This window comes from Streptomyces sp. NPDC043853 (assembly GCF_056436025.1).
Window position 1 is genome coordinate 21,601 of record NZ_JBWKDJ010000018.1, and the last position, 15,793, is coordinate 37,393.

Here is a 15,793-nt window from a genome sequence, read left to right on the forward strand (position 1 = left end):
CGGCGGCGGGGCTAGCTTGGCCGCCATGCGACAGGTGATCACGAACGACCGACGGACGCTGGCGGTGGAGGAGTGGGGCAAGCCTACCGGGATACCGGTCGTCTACCTGCACGGAAGCCCGATGAGCCGGCTGGCCCGCTATCCCGACGACTCCCTGTTCCATGAGCTGGGCGTCCGGCTGATCACCTACGACCGGCCCGGGTTCGGGTGCTCCGCACCGAGTCGGGGACGTCGGGTCGTCGACGCCGCCGGCGACGTAGCCGCCATAGCCGACGCACTCGGCCTGGACCGCTTCGCGGTGTTCGGCGTGTCCGGGGGCGGCCCGCACGCCTTGGCGTTCGCCGCCCTGCATCCCGACCGGGTGACACGGGTGGCCACGCTGGCGAGTCCCGCGCCGCGTGACGCGGCCGGGCTGGACTGGACCGCCGGCATGAACGAGGGGAACCGGCGCAGTGCCGCCGCGGCCCTGACCGGGCGCCATGCCGTCATGGAACACCTGGCGAACCTCGGAACGGCCGGTCTGCCGCCGCTGCCGGACGTCGAACAGGCGGTGCTGGCCCGGCCGGACGTCAGCGCGATGATGGGCGCGGCCTTCGCCGAGGCGGTCAGGCCGGGGCTGGACGGCTGGGTGGACGACGTCATGGCGATCTTCGGCACCGAGTGGGGGTTCGACCCCGCCGCCCTCTCGGTGCCGGTACGGCTCTGGCACGGCGGCCTCGACACCCTGGTTCCGCCGGCGCACGGCGAGTGGCTGGCCTCGCGCATTCCGGCCGCGACGCTGAGCCGACGGGCCGATGCCGGGCACGGCGGCCATTTCGACGCCACTCCCGCGACGCTGGCCTGGCTCGTCGGCGAGGCCGAGGGCGCTGTCCCGACCGCCCACGGCAGCTGACGTCGAGTTCACCAGCGTCACGAGCGGGCCGGGGGCCCCGGGCCCGGAGCCCCCGGCCCTTTCCCCCTTCCCCTTCTTACGGCGTGCAGGACGGCCTTCCACCGGGGAGCATGAGGAGTGTGAGGGACAGAGGGGGCGCCGGTGGGGACGCCTCCCGGGGTGCTCCGAGTGGAACGGAAGGGCCGGAAGGGCCGGAAGGGCCGGACGGGCCGGACGGGCCGGACGGGCCGGACGGGCCGGACGGGCCGGACGGGCCGGACGGGCCGGACGGGCCGGACGGGCCGGACGGGCCGGAAGGGCCGGCGCGGCGGGGTCCGGGCATCGCGCACGGAAAGGCTCCGCACCGGACCCTGGCCCTCGCGGCCATGGTCTTCTCCGTCGCGATGATCTTCGTGGACCAGACGGTGGTGAGCATCGCCGCGCCGAGCATCATCGAGGAACTCGCTCTCTCGTCCTCCGGAATGCAGCGGGTGGTCAATGCCTACCTGCTCGCGCTGGCCGCGTTCTTCGCGCTCGGCGGGCGGCTCGGCGACATCCACGGGCACCGCCGGGTGGTGGTGGCCGGAACGCTCGTCTTCGTCGCCTCGTCCGTGCTGTGCGGCTCGGTGCCGACCGGAGACTTCGCCGAGGGCTGGCTGGTCCTCTTCCGCGCCACCCAGGGGTTCGGGGCGGCGCTCGTCTTCCCCTCCGCCCTCGCCGTCGTCGTCGGCGTCTTCCCGGTCGGCGAACGGGGCCGTGCCCTGGCCCTGTTCTTCGTCCTCGCCGGCGCGCTGACCGCGGTCGGGCCGCTGCTCGGCGGTTGGCTGACCGCCTGGACCTGGCGGGCCGTCTTCTGGGTCAACCTTCCCGTCGCCGCAATCGCCCTGGTCCTCACCGCCCTCGCCCGCGTCCCCGACGCCCGGCGGCCCGAACGCCTCGACGTGCCGGGCGCCGTGCTCGTCGCCGCCGGGATGGGACTGAACGTCCTCGGACTCCAGCAGGCGTCCGCCTGGGGCTGGACCAGCCCCGCCACCTGGGGCTGCATCATCGGCGGGCTCGCCGTCCTGGTGTTCTTCTGCCGCCACGAACTGCACACCGACGAACCGCTCGTCACCTTGCGCGTCTTCCGCGACCGGGCGTTCACGGCCGACGTCCTGGTGCTCTTCTTCTCGATGCTGGCGTTCGTCCCGGTGATGTACTTCGCTTCGGTGTACGCGCAGATCTCGCTCAGCTCGTCACCCGACCAGGCCGCGTTCTACCTGCTGTACTTCTTCCTCGGCTTCGGCATCGCGGCCCCGTGGGGCGGCCGGATCCTCGACGAACGCGGTGCCCGACCCGCGATGCGGCTCGGCACGGCGCTCGGCTGCACGGGCTTCGCCCTGTGGGCGTCGAAACTGACGGACCTGTCGCCCCATGACCAGTGGCCCTACGCCGCTCTCGCCGGGGCCGGCATCGGCTTCCTGCTCTCCCCCGCCTCCACCGACGCCGTGAACCGGGCGATCGGAGCCTCGTACGGTGAGGTCACCGGCATCACCCAGACCGTACGCAACTACGCGGCCGTGGTGGGCATGGCCATCTTCGGCAGCGTCCTCCTCCATGCCACGACCAGCCGGATCACGCGGACGCTCACCTCTCAGGGCCTGCCGGAAGAGCAGGCCCGGGGCGCGGCCCGAGGGCTCGCGGAAGCGGTCACGGGCCACCCGGACGACCACCAGCCCTCCGGCGGCGGACCGACCGCCACACTGATGCGCGGCTCCGTGCGGGCCCTCCGCATGGACTTCGCCGAAGCCAACCGGTGGGTCTTCTACGGTATGGCGATCGCCCTGGGCGTGGCCTTCCTGTGCACCCTGCTGCACCCGGGGACACGAGTGACGGGCAGGACGGAGGAGGCGGCAGAGGAGGCGGGAGAGACCGGGCCTGAGCGCACGCCTCACTGATCACGGGGCCGCCGGCTCCGGGTCGTTCGCCACGCACGGAAGGCGATGTACCCGCCGCTGTAGATGATCCACACGACGGCCGGCCAGACGGAGACCCGCTCGAACAGCCCTTGGACCCCGGGGTCGGGTTTGAAGGCCGTGACCGTGGCGGAGACGAGGGAGGTGACTCCGCACGCGATGCCGAGCGTGCCCCAGTACGGCCGGTGCGCCCGGCGGAGCATGCTGCCCAGCAGCAGTACGCCCACGGCCCCGCCGACCAGGCACGCAGCCGCGGACAGCAGATGCACCACCAGTCGGAGGTTGTAGGGGTTGAGGCCGGTGGAGAGGAGCCCCAGTCCGCTGACGGCCAGTGCGCCGAACGCCGTGCTCCGGCGACGACCGGCAGGAAAGACCACGGCGGTCAGCGCCGAGCCCGAGGCGAGGCACAGGCCTCCGACGACCCAGGCGAGGTCGGCGGCCTCGTGCCAGGGAGAGCAGAAGCGGATCCCCTCGACGCGGCTGCATCGCGTCACGCCGAGTGCGGAGATGATCTCCTGCACCAGGTTCTGACTCGAAGCGTGCGGGAGGACGATCAGGTTGTTGACGAGGAAGACCTGGATCAGCGAAGCCCAGAGGAGACCCCCGGCCAGGGCTCTCCTCGAGGCCTCGGTCGTGACCGTGAAGGTGGGTTCGCGCATGTGAGTGCTCGATCGCCGCGCGCCGAGCGGCTAACCGACGTGATCCTGCGACATCAAGACCTCCCGCTGCAGCGCACTCGCCGTCGGCCGACCCTAGCGGCGGAATCGGGCCGTTCCCTGATCAGACGCCTGACGGGGAGCCGTACGGGCGAACCGCACGCCCCGTACGGCCGCTGAAGAGGTTTCGTCGAGAGGGGGACGGCACCGACTCCCCAGGATGGCGGTGGCACTGCCTCAGGCCGAGCAGGCCCGGGAGCTCCAGCAGCTCCGACAGCCCGCCCCGGACCGATGGAGGCCGGTGCGCTTCACCCATCGGGAGTAGGTGTCGAGTCCGCAGCGCCGGCCGTCCCCGAAGGCCGTCATCCACCCCGCAGGCACTACGTCGTCGCAGCCGTGGGGTGCGCCGCCGGAATGGTCAGTCTGGACCAGACCGTCGTCGCGGTCGCCCTCGACCCGATGGCGCGGAGCCTCGGGCTGAACACCTTCGCGATGCACGCCGTGGTGCTCGTCTACGTCCTCTCGCTGGCCGCCTTCGTGCCGGTCGGTGGCATGGTGGCCCGCAGGTTCGGCCTCCTGACGGCCTTCCGGTGCGGGACCGCGGTCTTCGCCCTCGCTTCGGGGGTCTGCGCGATGACCCCGGCCGGTGATGCCGCCGAGCCGTTCCTGCTCCTGGTCAGGGCGGTGCAGGGGATCGGTGCCGCGCTGATGATGCCGGTGGCCACGGCCGTGATCTCGGACGCGTACGCGGAGCACGAACGCGGCAGGGCGCTGGCCGTCTACGCGGGTCTGGCGCAGGTGTTCCTGATCCTGGGTCCCATCGTGGGGGCGGTCCTGATCCAGCTGTTCGGCTGGCGCCCGGTCTTCCTCCTCAACCTCCCCGTCGGCGCGGCGTCCCTGTGGCTGATCACCCGGGCCCGACTGGACAACGAGGCGGGTGGCGGCCCGCTCACCGCCTTCCAGCCCCTCCTGGTGATCTTTTCCCTGGTCGTGCTCGTCTTCGGGCTCTACCAGTGCGGGGTTTGGGGCTTCACCGACCTCAGGACGTTCGCCGCGCTCGCGACGGGCGCCTTGACGCTGGCCCTGGCGGTGCGGCTGGTCCTGAGGTCCCGCCGGCCGCTCGTCGACCTTCGGCTGCTCGGCATCCGCCCGTACGCCGTGGCGGTGGCGCTCACGTTCCTGGTGCAGGCACCGCAGCTGATCGTGCTGGTGCACGGCACGCTGTTCCTGCGGCAGTCCATGGACCTCTCGCTGCTGGCCACCGGTCTCTCCCTGCTGCCCCTGGTCACGGCCTCGGCAGCGGGCACCTTCCTCTCCGGGTACCTGCTGGACCGGTACCGGTCGGTCCGGGTCCCCGTCCTGCTCGGTCTGACGGCGGCCACCATCGGCGCGGTGGCCTGGACCGTCGCCCTGGCCTCGCACGCGTACCTCCGGCAGATTCCCGGGATGGTGCTGACGGGGATCGGGACGGGCCTGCCGATCCCCGCCCTGAGCGCCGAGCTCATGCGTGCGGTCCCCTCGGGCAAGAGGGCCGACGCGTCCGTCCTGCGGCAGACGCTCCGGCAGCTGGGCGGGGCCGTGGGGCTGGCCACGGCGGGGGCCGTCGTACTGGCCGCGAACGACGAGGCCGCCGACGAGGCCGGGATCGTCACCGCCGCGGCCGCTCCGGCGGCGTTCGTGGTGGCGAGCTGCGTCCTGGCCGTCGCCCTGTCACTGGCGGCCGTCGCCCTGCCGGGCGGGGGCGGGACCGGCGACCGCCGGCACACGAACCCCCGGAACTGAGAGCATCCCGCGCCCGACCTGTCCGTCGGCTTCACCGGTAACCCTGCCGCCGGAGGTCCGGCCGGTGCGGTCCGGGCAGCACGGTTCGTTCTTTGTGGGCGAGTTCGTCACCGCATCGGCCGACCGCCGCGTGTCCTTCGCCGAGCGGATCACCGCTCCCGGCCAAGGTTGCGGCGAGCGGCTGCCGGACCACTGGGGTCAGCCCGGCCCCCCGAACAGCCGTGCACGGGAGCGATCACGGCCGGTGGGATGAACCACGCCGCGAACGGAAGAGTGAACGGAACCCTGCTGAGGCGTTCCCTGGTCTTCCTCGCCACACCCGCGGTTCCCATGGCGCTGTCCGCCGCTCCGGCGCACGCCCAGTCGACCGACCTGTTCCTCAGCGAGTACGTGGAAGGGACCGGGAACAACAAAGCGCTGGAGATCTTCAACCACACCGGCGGCGCGGGCGCCGACGACATGACCGGTGGGCCCGGCAACGACATCGTCACGGACTACACGCCCGCCGACGGGGGACACCAGCTCCCCCCTGACCGGCTCCGTCCGGCTGCACCATGCGGGGGTCCCCCACCCACGCAGCCGCCCTGACACCGCGTCGTCCGGTATGCCCCGGCATGCCCAGGCGGGCCCGCGAGGGCCCGCGACGGGCCCGCGGAGCCGGAAGGGGCCGGCTTGGCGGAACCCGCCGGAATGCCGGATTCATGGGACAGCATGATCTCGCCGGTGCTGCGCCCCGAGCGGTGGGCCGGTGTCCGGCGTGCCCTGCCGGAGCCGTCCGGAAGTGGGGGGAGAGCGCGTCACATGAGCGGATCGCCGTTATTGCCCGAGGATCCCGAGCGGATCGGTGCGTACTGTCTGGCGGCGCGCCTCGGCGCGGGCGGCCAAGGGGTGGTGTACGAGGCCTACGACGCACAGGGGACGCGTGTCGCGCTCAAGGCACTGCACCGTGACGCGGATCCGGCCGTGCGCGCCTGGTTCGCACGTGAGGCGAGGGCCGCCCGGCGCGTGGCCGCGTTCTGCACGGCCCGGGTGCTCGACGCGGCCGTCGACGGGGACACCCCGTACCTGGTCAGCGAGTACGTGCCCGGCCCCGCCCTCGCCGCGGAAGTACGCGCCCGGGGACCGCTCGCCGAGGACGCCGTGCTCCGCCTGGCCACGGGCGCGGCGACCGCTCTCGTCGCCATCCACGCCGCGGGCGTGGTCCATCGTGATCTGAAGCCGGGCAACGTCCTGCTCGGTCCCGACGGTCCCCGCATCATCGACTTCGGCATCGCCCGCGCCCCGGACACCTCGGTGACCGTGCAGGGCGCGATCATGGGCACCTTCGGGTACATGGCCCCGGAGGTCCTCTCCGGTCACGGGGCCTCCGCCGCTTCGGACGTCTTCGCCTGGGGAGCGGTGGTGCTGTTCGCCGCCACCGCCACGGAGCCGTTCCGCGGGGACACCGTCGCGGAGGTGGTCTACCGCACCACCTCGGTCGATCCGGACCTCTCCCGGCTCCCGCCCCGGCTGCGTCCCCTGATCGCCGCCGCGCTCGCCAAGGATCCGGCGCTGCGGCCCGGCGCACAGGACCTCCTGACGGGGCTCATCGACGCCGCGACCCCGGAGCCCGCGCGGCCCGTGGGTCCGGAGCGTGCCCCCGGTTCCGCCGCCTCCCCCGGCCCCGGCGGCCTCGACGGGCCTCCCGGCGAGGACGAGCTTCCCGGCGAGGACGGGCCTACCGGCGAGGACGGCCGCCTCGCACTCCTGCGGGCCGGTGTCCTGCGGGCCGACGAGGCTCCTCTCCTGGCCACCGCCGAAGCGCTGCCGCCGCTCGGCGAGCGTGCCGAGGCCGCCTACGCCGCTCTCACCCCCGACGATCAGCTCGCCGCCCGTGACCTCCTGCTGCGGCTGACCGTACCGGGCGGTGCGCTGGACGGCTCCCAGGACACCGTCCGTACGGCCACCCGGACCGAACTCCTGGCCGGCCGGCCCGATGCCGAACAGCGTGCCGTCACGCGCGTCGCCCAGGTCCTCACCGCCGCCGACGTCCTCGTCGTCGAACCGGACGGTGCGCTGCGCCCGGTGAGCACGGCGCTGTTGCCGGCCTGGCGGAGGCTGCGCGCCTGGACGGTCGCCGACCGCACCGCCATCGCCTTCCGGCAGCGCCTGACCGCCGCGACCCACCGGTGGGCCGCCCACGGCAAGCGCACCGAGGACCTGCTCGCGGGATCCGAACTCCGCGTGCTCCTCGACTGGCTCCCCACGGCGCCGGCGCATCTGCGCCCCAGCCCGGCCGAAGCGGAGTTCCTCGCGGCCGCGGCCGCCGAGGCCGCCCGTACGGTCCGCCGCCGTCGCCGACTGCGGGCGGGTCTTGCCGCGGCCACCGCGCTCGCCCTTCTCGCCGGTGCGGTCGCCTACCTGGAGAACCGTGAGGCCGGCCTGCGCGCCGCCGAGGCGAACCGCCGTCAGGAAGAGGCCACGGCCCGCACGGTGGCCCAGACCGCGGACAGCCTGCGCGGCCAGGAGCCCGACACCGCCAGGCTGCTCGGTCTCGCCGCCCACCGCATCGCCGATGTGCCCGAGTCCCGGGCGGCGCTCTACGCTTCGCTCGCCCAGCTCGAGTCGGAGACAGTGGCCCTGCCGCGGTTGGACCACGGGCAGCAGTCGGGGACGGTACTGACCGACACGGGCAGCGGGGTGGTCGTCCACACCCCGGTCACGGTCACCTTCACGGACCTCACGCTGGCGGCCGTCGGCGGGCGGACCTCCCGGCCGCTGTCCGGCGACCTCCTGTGGGGTGAGAGCGGAGGGCCCCTGATCAGCCCCGACGGCCGACTCGTCCTTCGGGAGGAAGCCAAGGGCCGGGCCCAGATCGTCGAACTCGCGACGGGAAAGGCCCTGGCAGGCGCCTTCCCCCTCGAAGCCGACAGCGCGTACCCCCTCCGCCTCACCAACCGGGGCCAGATCGTTCACAGTCGGGCGGATTCCGGCTCCGGGCGCGTCCTGGACCCCTCGGGGAGACTCGTCACCGGCGACGCGGGTGACGTGTCCCCGGACGGGGTCCACCAGGTGACCTGCGATGCCACGGGCGAACGGCTGTCCCGGCTGGACGGCACCGGGATCGTCTCTCTGGGACCCGTCGTCCCGAGCCCGTGCGACCGCGTGACGCTCTTCAGCCCCGACGGCGGCAGGATCGCGCGCCTGCGCAAGTCCACGCCCTCGAACCCCGCAGCCCCGTGGACCGACCGCTACACCTCGGCGTCCTTCTGGACCACGGACGGCAAGGCGACCGGGGTCGCCTACCTCGACCTCAGCGACGTCCGCCTGAGCTCGAAGGGAAACTATCTGATCGGCTACTCCTCGAAGGGCGACCTGGAAATCTGGGCCACCGACGGTGGCGGCCGCCTGGCCATCCTGCCCCCGGTCTCACAGCAGCAGGAACGCGGACCGTCCGACCGCACCGTGCTGGACGAGGCCGGCAAGAGCCTGCTCGTCCTGTCCACGTCCGACAGCACCGTCCGGCGGATCGACCTTTCGGCCGTGCTGGGCCTGCCCGCGCCCGACCGGGAGCTGGCGACGGCCGCCGCGTCCGGCGACGGGACGAAGGCGGTCGTCCGCGAGGGCTTCACGGACATGCGGCAACGGCTCGTCGACCTGCGCACCGGCCGGACCCTGCTGACCGTGCCCCAGCGGTGGCGCGAACTGCCGACCCGGCACGTCTACAACGCCCTCAGCCACGACGGCGCGGTGCTCGCCTTCACCGACTACACCCCGGAGGGCAAGCAGTACGTCGTCGTGTGGGACACCGTGCGGAACCGGGAGGTCCACCGCTTCGTTCCCGGCGATGACACGGTGCGTCGCCTCACGCTCTCCCCCGACGGACGGTACGTCTCCGCCTACGTCATCCAGGGCGGCGTACGCGACGGCCAGGGCGGCACCATCCAGGTCTGGGACGTCGGGCAGCGCAAGGAGGTCCGCCGGTTCCCGCACACCACCGGGTACGGGCGCTTCAGCCCGGGCGGCGCCCTCTTCGCCACGACGACGGGCCAGGTTCTCGATCTCGCGTCGGGTGCCGTCCGGGAAGGGGCGTGGGGGCCCGGCGCCGCGAGCTCCCTCACCTTCTCACCGGACGGCCGCCTGCTGGCCCTGGTCCGCGACACCGGATCCGTCGAGTTGTGGGACGGTGCCGGACGGAGCCGGATCGCGCACATCCCCGGCAGTGCTCCGCGCCTCGACAACCAGCTCGTCGACGACGCGACCGAACCGGTGTTCTCGCAGGACGGGACGCTCCTGGCGTCCGTCACGCACGGGGACCGGGTGCAGGTCTGGGACACCGCGGCCCGGCTCGCCCTGGGCGGGCCGCTGCCGACCGGAGGCCGCCGGCTGGACCTCCTGACGTTCGGCCCGGACGGGGTCCTGCGGGCTCTGGGCGGTGATCGCCAGGCCGCGTTCGACCTCGTGCCGGAGCGCGCGGCCGCGGCCGTCTGCAAGCGGGCCGGCCGCGACATCACCCCGGAGGAATGGCGTACGTACATTCCCGGCACGCCCTACCGCAAGGTGTGCTGACCTCGCGGCCGCGGGCCCGCTACCGACGGCGGGCGATCGTGATGATCTCCCGGCTGGAGGCCGTGACCGGTTCCCGGTGCCAGTCCCCGTACTGCGCTTCGATCTCGAACCCCGCGTCGGCGAGGAAGGAGTTGAGCGCCGCCCCGCCGAGGAAACGCAGACTCGTTCGATCGGTGCGCAGCACCGTGCCGTCGGGCGCCGCTGTCGTCTCCCGAAAGGTGACCACGTCGTCGACGACGGAGTCGACCGTGTGCCAGACCCTCAGGGACCGGCCGGATCCGTCGAGGAGTTCGACGAGGTCGTCCGGGTTCGAGGCGTCCCACCCTTCCCAGGCCCGGGCCTGCGGATGGCGGGTCTCGAAGGCGAACCGTCCGTCCGGCCGCAGTGCCCCACGGACGGCGGCGAGCGAAGCCCGGATGTCGTGGTCGGTGACCAGGCACTGGAAGGCGTGCCCGGTCATCGTCGCCAGGGCGAAGCCTGCGCCCTCGGGCGCGTCCGCCGCGCTGCCCTCCATCCATTCGACGTCGGCCCGGCGCCGGGCCCGCGCCAGAGCGGCGCGGTCGGGGTCCAGGCCGGCCAGCCTCCCGCGATGACCGCGCTCACGGGCGAGACCCAGCATGGCGCCGGTGCCGCAACCGAGGTCCAGGACCGACTCCGCGCCCATGACCAACGGGAAGTAGAAGCCGTCGTCGGCCCGCCCGTCCGGGTCCCAGGGGTTCAGCAGGTCGTACAGCGCGGCTGCGTCGGCGTCGGAGAGCACCGCGACAGTGTCCGCCGTCCTCCGCCCGCCGACAAGCGATTAATCCGTGGACAGCGGTGGACGGTGCCGGTCTATGCGTCGCGGGTGTGCAGGACGGCGGCGCCGGCCAGGAGGGCTGCCGCGGTCCATGCGGCGAGGACGGCCAGGCCGGGCCAGGGAGCGATCGGCAGCGCGTCCACGCCGGTGGTCGACTGGACCGACAGCCCCGCGGTCATGGGCCCGATCTGCTGCAGCCGGCGCTGCCATTGCGGATCGCCCACGACCTGGCCGATGACGGGGAAGAGGTAGAGGAGGGAGAGGACGGTGCCGATGGCGGCGGGCGCGTTGCGTACCGCGAGGGTGGTGCCGAGGGTGAGGAGCGCGACGAGCACCAGGTAGAGCACGGTGCCCGCGGCGGCACGCAGGGTCGGCCCGTCGGCGAGGGAGAGCGGCGGGTAGCCGTGTGCCTCGGTGTAGCCGCTGCCGGGCAGGAGCCGGCCGGCGGCCAGCAGGGAGGCGAGGACCGCCGCGGTTCCGCAGGCCGCGACCGCGGCGGTGAGGACCGCCGCCTTGGCGGCGAGGGCCCGTCCGCGCCGCGGGACGGCGGCGAAGGTGGTGTGGATCATGCCCGTGGCGTACTCCCCGCCGACGGTCAGGGCCGCCATCGCCGCGACGGCCGCCTGCCCCAGGACGACTCCGGTGAGGGACAGCCGTACGGGGTCCTGTCCGCAGCCCGGGTCGGGGCAGGGCACGGTCCGGGCCAGGGCAGCGCCGAGGCCCGCGGTGAACACGACGGCCAGGAGGAGCAGCCGGGCGTTGGCCGGGTCCGTGCGCAGTTTCGTCCACTCGGCGGACAGCAGGTTCCGCGTTCCGCTCATACGTCCCTCCTGCGCAGGCGGAGCGCGGCCAGGCCGAGGGCGGCCAGCGCATAGGCGCACAGCACGCCGAAGCCGGCCCAGGGCGGCAGTGGGTGATAGCCCGTCGAAGGCTCGTACACGCTGAGGACCTGCGCGTACCGGGGCAGGGTCTGCTGGACGGCGAATCCGGCGGCGGGAGTGAGCGTCAGGAGCCACCGGGCCGGCGCGGCCGGCAGGACGCCCGAAGCGGCCAGGAGGTAGGGCAGGACGAGCGCGCCCACGGCCACCGCGACGGTGGTGGCGCCGCGCCGCAGCAGGAAGCCGAGGGACAGCGCGAGGACGGCCGTGACCCCGAAGAGGAGGGAGGTTCCGAGGACCAGGCGCAGCTCCGTGGCGGTGGACACGGGCAGGACGCGGAAGTCCCGGCCCTCCGCGCCCAGTTCCCCCAGCGGCAGGGTGACCGCGGCGGCGGCCAGGCCGGCTGCGCAGGCGACCGCGAAGACGACGGTGGCTTTGGCGGCCAGCATTGCGCCGCGGCCGGGGAGGGCTGCGGCGGTGGTGCGGATGAGCCCGCGCCGGTACTCGCCGGTGGCGGCGGCCGTGGCCACGCCGATGACCACGACCAGTCCGGCGAAGGCACCGACGAGGAAGTTCTCCGGCGCGTAGGCGGGGCCCATCGCCGGACCGCCGACCACGGGGGCGATGTCCCCGGCACCGGTCAGGGTCAGGCGCTCCCCGGCCGTGGTGAAGCCGCCCCGGGTGTGGCCGGTGTAGCTGCCGGAGGTGCCGGCGTGGCCGCCCACTTGCGTACTGGTCCAGCCGGGGCCGGTCCACTCGCCCTGGAGGTCGGGCCGGCCGAACGCGGCGACGGCGACCGCCGGGCTGGAGCCCTTGCGGCCGGCGATGTCTTCCATGGCCTGCGGGGAGGCTGCGAACAGGCCCGCCCGGACGGTGTGCGGGAGCCCGGGCAGGCGGGCGCTGCCGATGCGCGTCCACTGCCTGCCGTCGGCGGAGGTGTACCCGGAGAGGAGGTCCGCGGAGCGGACCAGCCGCAGCCAGCGCGCGGAGCCGGCCTCGGCGGCAGCGGTGCCGGTGGCCGCCAGGTCATGGGTGTAGTCGTACTGCATGCGCACGCCGTGCCCGCCGGTGAGCATGACGGCGGCGTACCGGGAGCCCTGTTCCAGGTCCGCCTTGACGAGGACACCGGCCTTGGCCCAGGGCTGAGCGGTGGAGTGGGCGGTGTCGGTGTCGCCCTGGCCGCCGGCGGTGATGCCGGTGAGCGAGGTCACCGGGACGGTGATGCTGCCGTCGCCCGTCAGCGTCCGGTGCACGAAGTAGAAGTTGTCGTTGACGGCCTCGCCGGCCGGTCCGAGGGGGAACGGTCCGCCGCCTTCCGACCCCGGCTTGCCCGGGGCGGCCGTGGCGAGCAGCCCGACGGCCACCGTCGCCACGGCCGCGGCGGCGAGGGCGAGGACCCAGCCGCGTACGGTGCGGAACTTCGTCCACTCGGCTCGGAGGGCGCGTACGTACGGCGTACCGCCGAGGGGCGTACGGTCGTTGCCGGGTGTGCGGCTCATCGGGCCGCCTCCTCGCCCGCGGGAGCGCCGGTCCCGCCGTACTCGACCGCGTCCCGGGTGAGCTGCACGTACGCCTCCTCCAGCGTCCGGCGGCGGCCTCCCGCTCCGTCCTCCAGCAACTCCGGTACGCCCGCGTCCGCGAGGACCTTGCCCCGGCCGACCACCACCACGTGGTCGGCGCTCCCCTCCAGCTCGCCCATGAGGTGCGTGGAGACGAGTACGGCGCGGCCCTCGCGCGCCAGGGACGCCAGCAGGCCCCTCATCCAGCGGATGCCGTCGGGGTCCAGGCCGTTGAAGGGCTCGTCCAGCATGAGGGCCGGCGGATCGCCCAGCAGCGCCGCCGCGATGCCCAGCCGCTGGCGCATGCCCAGGGAGAAGCCGCCGGCCCGGCGCCGGGCGGCCCCGGTCAGACCGGCGTACGCCAGCACCTCGTCGACCCGCCGGACGGGCAGCCCCTGCGAACGGGCCAGCCACAGCAGGTGGTCGCGGGCGGTGCGGGACGGGTGCAGGGCCGAGGCGTCCAGCAACGCCCCCAGGTGCCGCAGGGGATCGCGCAGATCCCGGTAGGAGCGGCCGCCGATCGTGGCGTGCCCCGCGTCGGGGGCGTCCAGGCCGAGGATCACGCGCATGGTTGTGGACTTGCCGGCGCCGTTGGGCCCGACGAAGCCGGTCACCAGGCCCGGCCGTACGGTGAAGTTCATGCCGTCCAGGGCCACGTGCGGCCCGAATCTCTTGTGCACGGCGACGACTTCGATGGCCGCCGCGGCGCCGGTGTGTGTCCCGTGTGTCCGAGTCGGAGTCATGGGGCCACGGTGCGCCGTGGCGGGTGACACGGGCCGAACGACGGCTGTCATCCCGTTGTTAGGCGGCTGCGCCTAACGTGGACCGGGCGCACGGATCCGGCGGATCAGGCGGATCAGGCGGATCAGGCGGATCAGGCGGATCCAGGAGACGGCGGGGGAGGCATCGGGCATGGGTTCGGGTTGGCGGGGCAGTCCGCGGACACGGTTCACCGTCCTGTACACGGGGCTGTTCCTGGTCTGCGGTGCCGTGCTGCTGGCGGTGGCCGCGCTGGCGGCGTCGGGCACCAAGGAGGTCACGAAAGCTCCCGAGGCCGTTCCGCGGCCCTCGGCGGCGGACGAGGCGGAGCCTGCCCGGGCTGCCGCCACCGCCGCCCGGATCGGGCAGCTCGAACAGCAGTTGGCGCGGGCGGACGAGGACAGGTCCCGGGACCTGCTGCGCGGTTCGGCCGTGGGGCTCGGCGTGACGGCGGTGCTGTCGGTGGGACTGGGCCGGTTCGTGGCGGGCCGGGTCGTGGGCCCGCTGGAGAGCGCCTACGCGGCGCAGCGCCGGTTCGTCGCCGACGCCTCCCACGAACTGCGGACCCCGTTGGCCACGATGCGGGCCGCGCTGGACGTCGCCGAGGCCAAACCGGAACCCCTGCCCGGGCCGGCGCGCATCCTGAACGGCCGGATACGGGCCGAACTCGACCGGGTCGACGGCCTCCTCGAAGGCCTGCTGGTGCTGGCCCGGGCGCAGCACGGGGCGTTCACGGATGCCGGCCCGGTCTCCCTGGACGAACTGGTGGGGGCAGGGATCCGGGCCAGGTCCGCGGAGATCGCCGCCAGGGAGCTGGACGTACGGCACGTGCCGGCCGACGGCACGGGCGGCGTGGTGTGGGGCAGCGGGAGCCTGCTGCGCCGTGTGGTCGACAATCTGCTCGACAACGCGGTCCGGCACAACCAGGACGGCGGTTGCGTCCGGGCCTGCGTCCGTACGCAGGGGAAGACGGTGGAGCTGGTGGTGGAGACCGGAGGGCCCGTGCTCGACGCACGCGAAGTCGCCTTGCTGGGCAGGCCCTTCACCCGGCTCGGCGCGGAACGCACGGGCGGAGGGCAGGGATCCGGATCCGGGCTCGGGCTGTCCGTCGTACGGGCCGTCAGCGAGGCGCACGGCGGGGACCTGCGGCTGCTGGCCCGTCCGGAGGGCGGCCTGCGTGTCACGGTCACGCTGCCCCGGCCGGCGCGGGAGACGGTATGAGGGTGCTGGTGGTGGAGGACGCGCGGGTGTTGGCGGACGTGGTGGCGGAAGGGCTGCGCGATCAGGGCATGGCGGTGGACGTGGCCCACGACGGGCTGGAGGCGGCGGCGAAACTGGATCTCACCTCCTACGACGTGGTGGTCCTCGACCGTGACCTGCCCGGGCTGCACGGGGACACCCTGTGCCGGATGATCACGGAGCGGGACGAGCGGGTGATGGTGCTGATGCTGACGGCTGCGGGGACGCCGGGCGACCGGGTCAGCGGGCTGTCCCTGGGGGCCGACGACTACCTGGGCAAGCCCTTCCACTTCCCCGAACTGGTGCTGCGGGTCCGGGCCCTGGGCCGACGGCGGCCGGCGGCCCCGTCCCGGATGCTCTCGGCGGCGGGCATCACCCTCGATCCGCTACGGCGCACGGTCAGCCGGGACGGTACACCCGTGGACCTGTCGGTCAAGGAGTTCGCCGTGCTGGAGGCGCTGCTGGACGCAGCTCCGGGCTTCATGAGCGCGGAGGCGCTCCTGGAACGCGTGTGGGACGAGCATGCCGATCCGTTCACCAACACCGTGGCGGTGACGATCGGGCGGCTGCGCCGCAAGCTGGGGGATCCTCCTGTGATCAGGACGACCCCGGGAGTGGGCTACCGCGTCGAGGACGTGGCTCCCGACAGCGGTTCGTGAAGAGTTGACGCGTCAGGGCCCGGAACGGTCCCGTTCCGGGCCCTGTTCACCCATGTGCTCGGCGTTGCCGCCCGGTTGGCACGGAGTGCCA

At 73.7% G+C, this 15,793-nt stretch carries 12 protein-coding genes; 7 read left to right on the top strand and 5 right to left on the bottom strand.

Annotation, left to right across the window (positions count from 1 at the left end; all coding sequences use genetic code 11):
* The first annotated feature begins 25 nt into the window (after positions 1 to 25).
* Positions 26 to 892: an alpha/beta fold hydrolase gene (locus tag AC067U_RS33095; protein WP_478833522.1), complete on the top strand. Its 867-nt coding sequence runs from the start codon at positions 26 to 28 to the stop codon at positions 890 to 892.
* 365 nt (positions 893 to 1,257) lie between these two features.
* Positions 1,258 to 2,808 carry an MFS transporter gene (locus AC067U_RS33100; protein ID WP_478833640.1) on the top strand — a complete coding sequence of 517 codons (1,551 nt, stop codon included), beginning with the start codon at positions 1,258 to 1,260 and terminating at the stop codon, positions 2,806 to 2,808.
* Here the strand turns inward: AC067U_RS33100 and AC067U_RS33105 are convergent.
* A complete protein-coding gene (locus AC067U_RS33105; protein ID WP_478833523.1) occupies positions 2,802 to 3,485 on the bottom strand; it encodes a DUF998 domain-containing protein in 684 nt (227 codons plus the stop codon). The two genes, AC067U_RS33100 and AC067U_RS33105, sit on opposite strands and share 7 nt — an antisense overlap.
* Before the next feature lie 411 nt (positions 3,486 to 3,896).
* Here AC067U_RS33105 and AC067U_RS33110 point away from each other — a divergent pair, with 411 nt between their 5' ends.
* The 3 genes from AC067U_RS33110 (at position 3,897) to AC067U_RS33120 (ending at position 9,812) form a co-directional block, all read left to right on the top strand.
* The gene (locus tag AC067U_RS33110; protein ID WP_478833524.1) at positions 3,897 to 5,264 is read left to right on the top strand and encodes an MFS transporter; all 1,368 of its coding nucleotides are present in this window, start codon (positions 3,897 to 3,899) and stop codon (positions 5,262 to 5,264) included.
* Between the two features lie 273 nt (positions 5,265 to 5,537).
* On the top strand, positions 5,538 to 5,852 hold the full coding sequence (locus AC067U_RS33115; protein ID WP_478833525.1) for a hypothetical protein: 315 nt from the start codon (positions 5,538 to 5,540) through the stop codon (positions 5,850 to 5,852).
* Between the two features lie 213 nt (positions 5,853 to 6,065).
* Positions 6,066 to 9,812, top strand: a complete 3,747-nt coding sequence (locus AC067U_RS33120; RefSeq protein ID WP_478833526.1) for a WD40 repeat domain-containing serine/threonine protein kinase — start codon at positions 6,066 to 6,068, stop codon at positions 9,810 to 9,812.
* A gap of 19 nt (positions 9,813 to 9,831) precedes the next feature.
* On the opposite strand, the gene AC067U_RS33125 is transcribed toward AC067U_RS33120, so the two are convergent.
* From AC067U_RS33125 to AC067U_RS33140, 4 genes are all read right to left on the bottom strand, one after another.
* Positions 9,832 to 10,572 (bottom strand): class I SAM-dependent methyltransferase, encoded by a 741-nt coding sequence (locus tag AC067U_RS33125; protein ID WP_478833527.1) that lies wholly within the window; start codon positions 10,570 to 10,572, stop codon positions 9,832 to 9,834.
* Positions 10,573 to 10,643: 71 nt separating this feature from the next.
* On the bottom strand, positions 10,644 to 11,429 hold the full coding sequence (locus AC067U_RS33130) for an ABC transporter permease (RefSeq protein ID WP_478833528.1): 786 nt from the start codon (positions 11,427 to 11,429) through the stop codon (positions 10,644 to 10,646).
* Positions 11,426 to 12,985, bottom strand: coding sequence for an ABC transporter permease subunit (locus AC067U_RS33135; protein ID WP_478833529.1), 1,560 nt, complete (start codon positions 12,983 to 12,985; stop codon positions 11,426 to 11,428). Before AC067U_RS33135 ends, AC067U_RS33130 begins: the two co-directional genes overlap by 4 nt.
* The gene (locus tag AC067U_RS33140) at positions 12,982 to 13,788 is read right to left on the bottom strand and encodes an ABC transporter ATP-binding protein (protein WP_478833530.1); all 807 of its coding nucleotides are present in this window, start codon (positions 13,786 to 13,788) and stop codon (positions 12,982 to 12,984) included. The genes AC067U_RS33135 and AC067U_RS33140 overlap by 4 nt, the downstream gene beginning before the upstream one ends.
* 169 nt (positions 13,789 to 13,957) lie before the next feature.
* Between AC067U_RS33140 and AC067U_RS33145 the strand changes: the two genes are divergently transcribed.
* Together AC067U_RS33145 and AC067U_RS33150 are read left to right on the top strand one after the other, a co-directional pair.
* On the top strand, positions 13,958 to 15,025 hold the full coding sequence (locus AC067U_RS33145; RefSeq protein WP_478833531.1) for a sensor histidine kinase: 1,068 nt from the start codon (positions 13,958 to 13,960) through the stop codon (positions 15,023 to 15,025).
* Positions 15,022 to 15,702, top strand: coding sequence for a response regulator transcription factor (locus AC067U_RS33150; RefSeq protein WP_478833532.1), 681 nt, complete (start codon positions 15,022 to 15,024; stop codon positions 15,700 to 15,702). Before AC067U_RS33145 ends, AC067U_RS33150 begins: the two co-directional genes overlap by 4 nt.
* The last annotated feature ends 91 nt before the right edge of the window (positions 15,703 to 15,793 follow it).

Bases quoted from the DNA above. Each gene is read 5' to 3' on its own strand.
- AC067U_RS33095 (WP_478833522.1), top strand. From the start codon at position 26: ATGCGACAGGTGATCACGAACGACCGACGGACGCTGGCGGTGGAGGAG.
- AC067U_RS33100 (WP_478833640.1), top strand. From the start codon at position 1,258: ATGGTCTTCTCCGTCGCGATGATCTTCGTGGACCAGACGGTGGTGAGC.
- AC067U_RS33105 (WP_478833523.1), bottom strand. From the start codon at position 3,485: ATGCGCGAACCCACCTTCACGGTCACGACCGAGGCCTCGAGGAGAGCC.
- AC067U_RS33110 (WP_478833524.1), top strand. From the start codon at position 3,897: ATGGTCAGTCTGGACCAGACCGTCGTCGCGGTCGCCCTCGACCCGATG.
- AC067U_RS33120 (WP_478833526.1), top strand. From the start codon at position 6,066: ATGAGCGGATCGCCGTTATTGCCCGAGGATCCCGAGCGGATCGGTGCG.
- AC067U_RS33130 (WP_478833528.1), bottom strand. From the start codon at position 11,429: ATGAGCGGAACGCGGAACCTGCTGTCCGCCGAGTGGACGAAACTGCGC.
- AC067U_RS33135 (WP_478833529.1), bottom strand. From the start codon at position 12,985: ATGAGCCGCACACCCGGCAACGACCGTACGCCCCTCGGCGGTACGCCG.
- AC067U_RS33140 (WP_478833530.1), bottom strand. From the start codon at position 13,788: ATGACTCCGACTCGGACACACGGGACACACACCGGCGCCGCGGCGGCC.
- AC067U_RS33145 (WP_478833531.1), top strand. From the start codon at position 13,958: ATGGGTTCGGGTTGGCGGGGCAGTCCGCGGACACGGTTCACCGTCCTG.
- AC067U_RS33150 (WP_478833532.1), top strand. From the start codon at position 15,022: ATGAGGGTGCTGGTGGTGGAGGACGCGCGGGTGTTGGCGGACGTGGTG.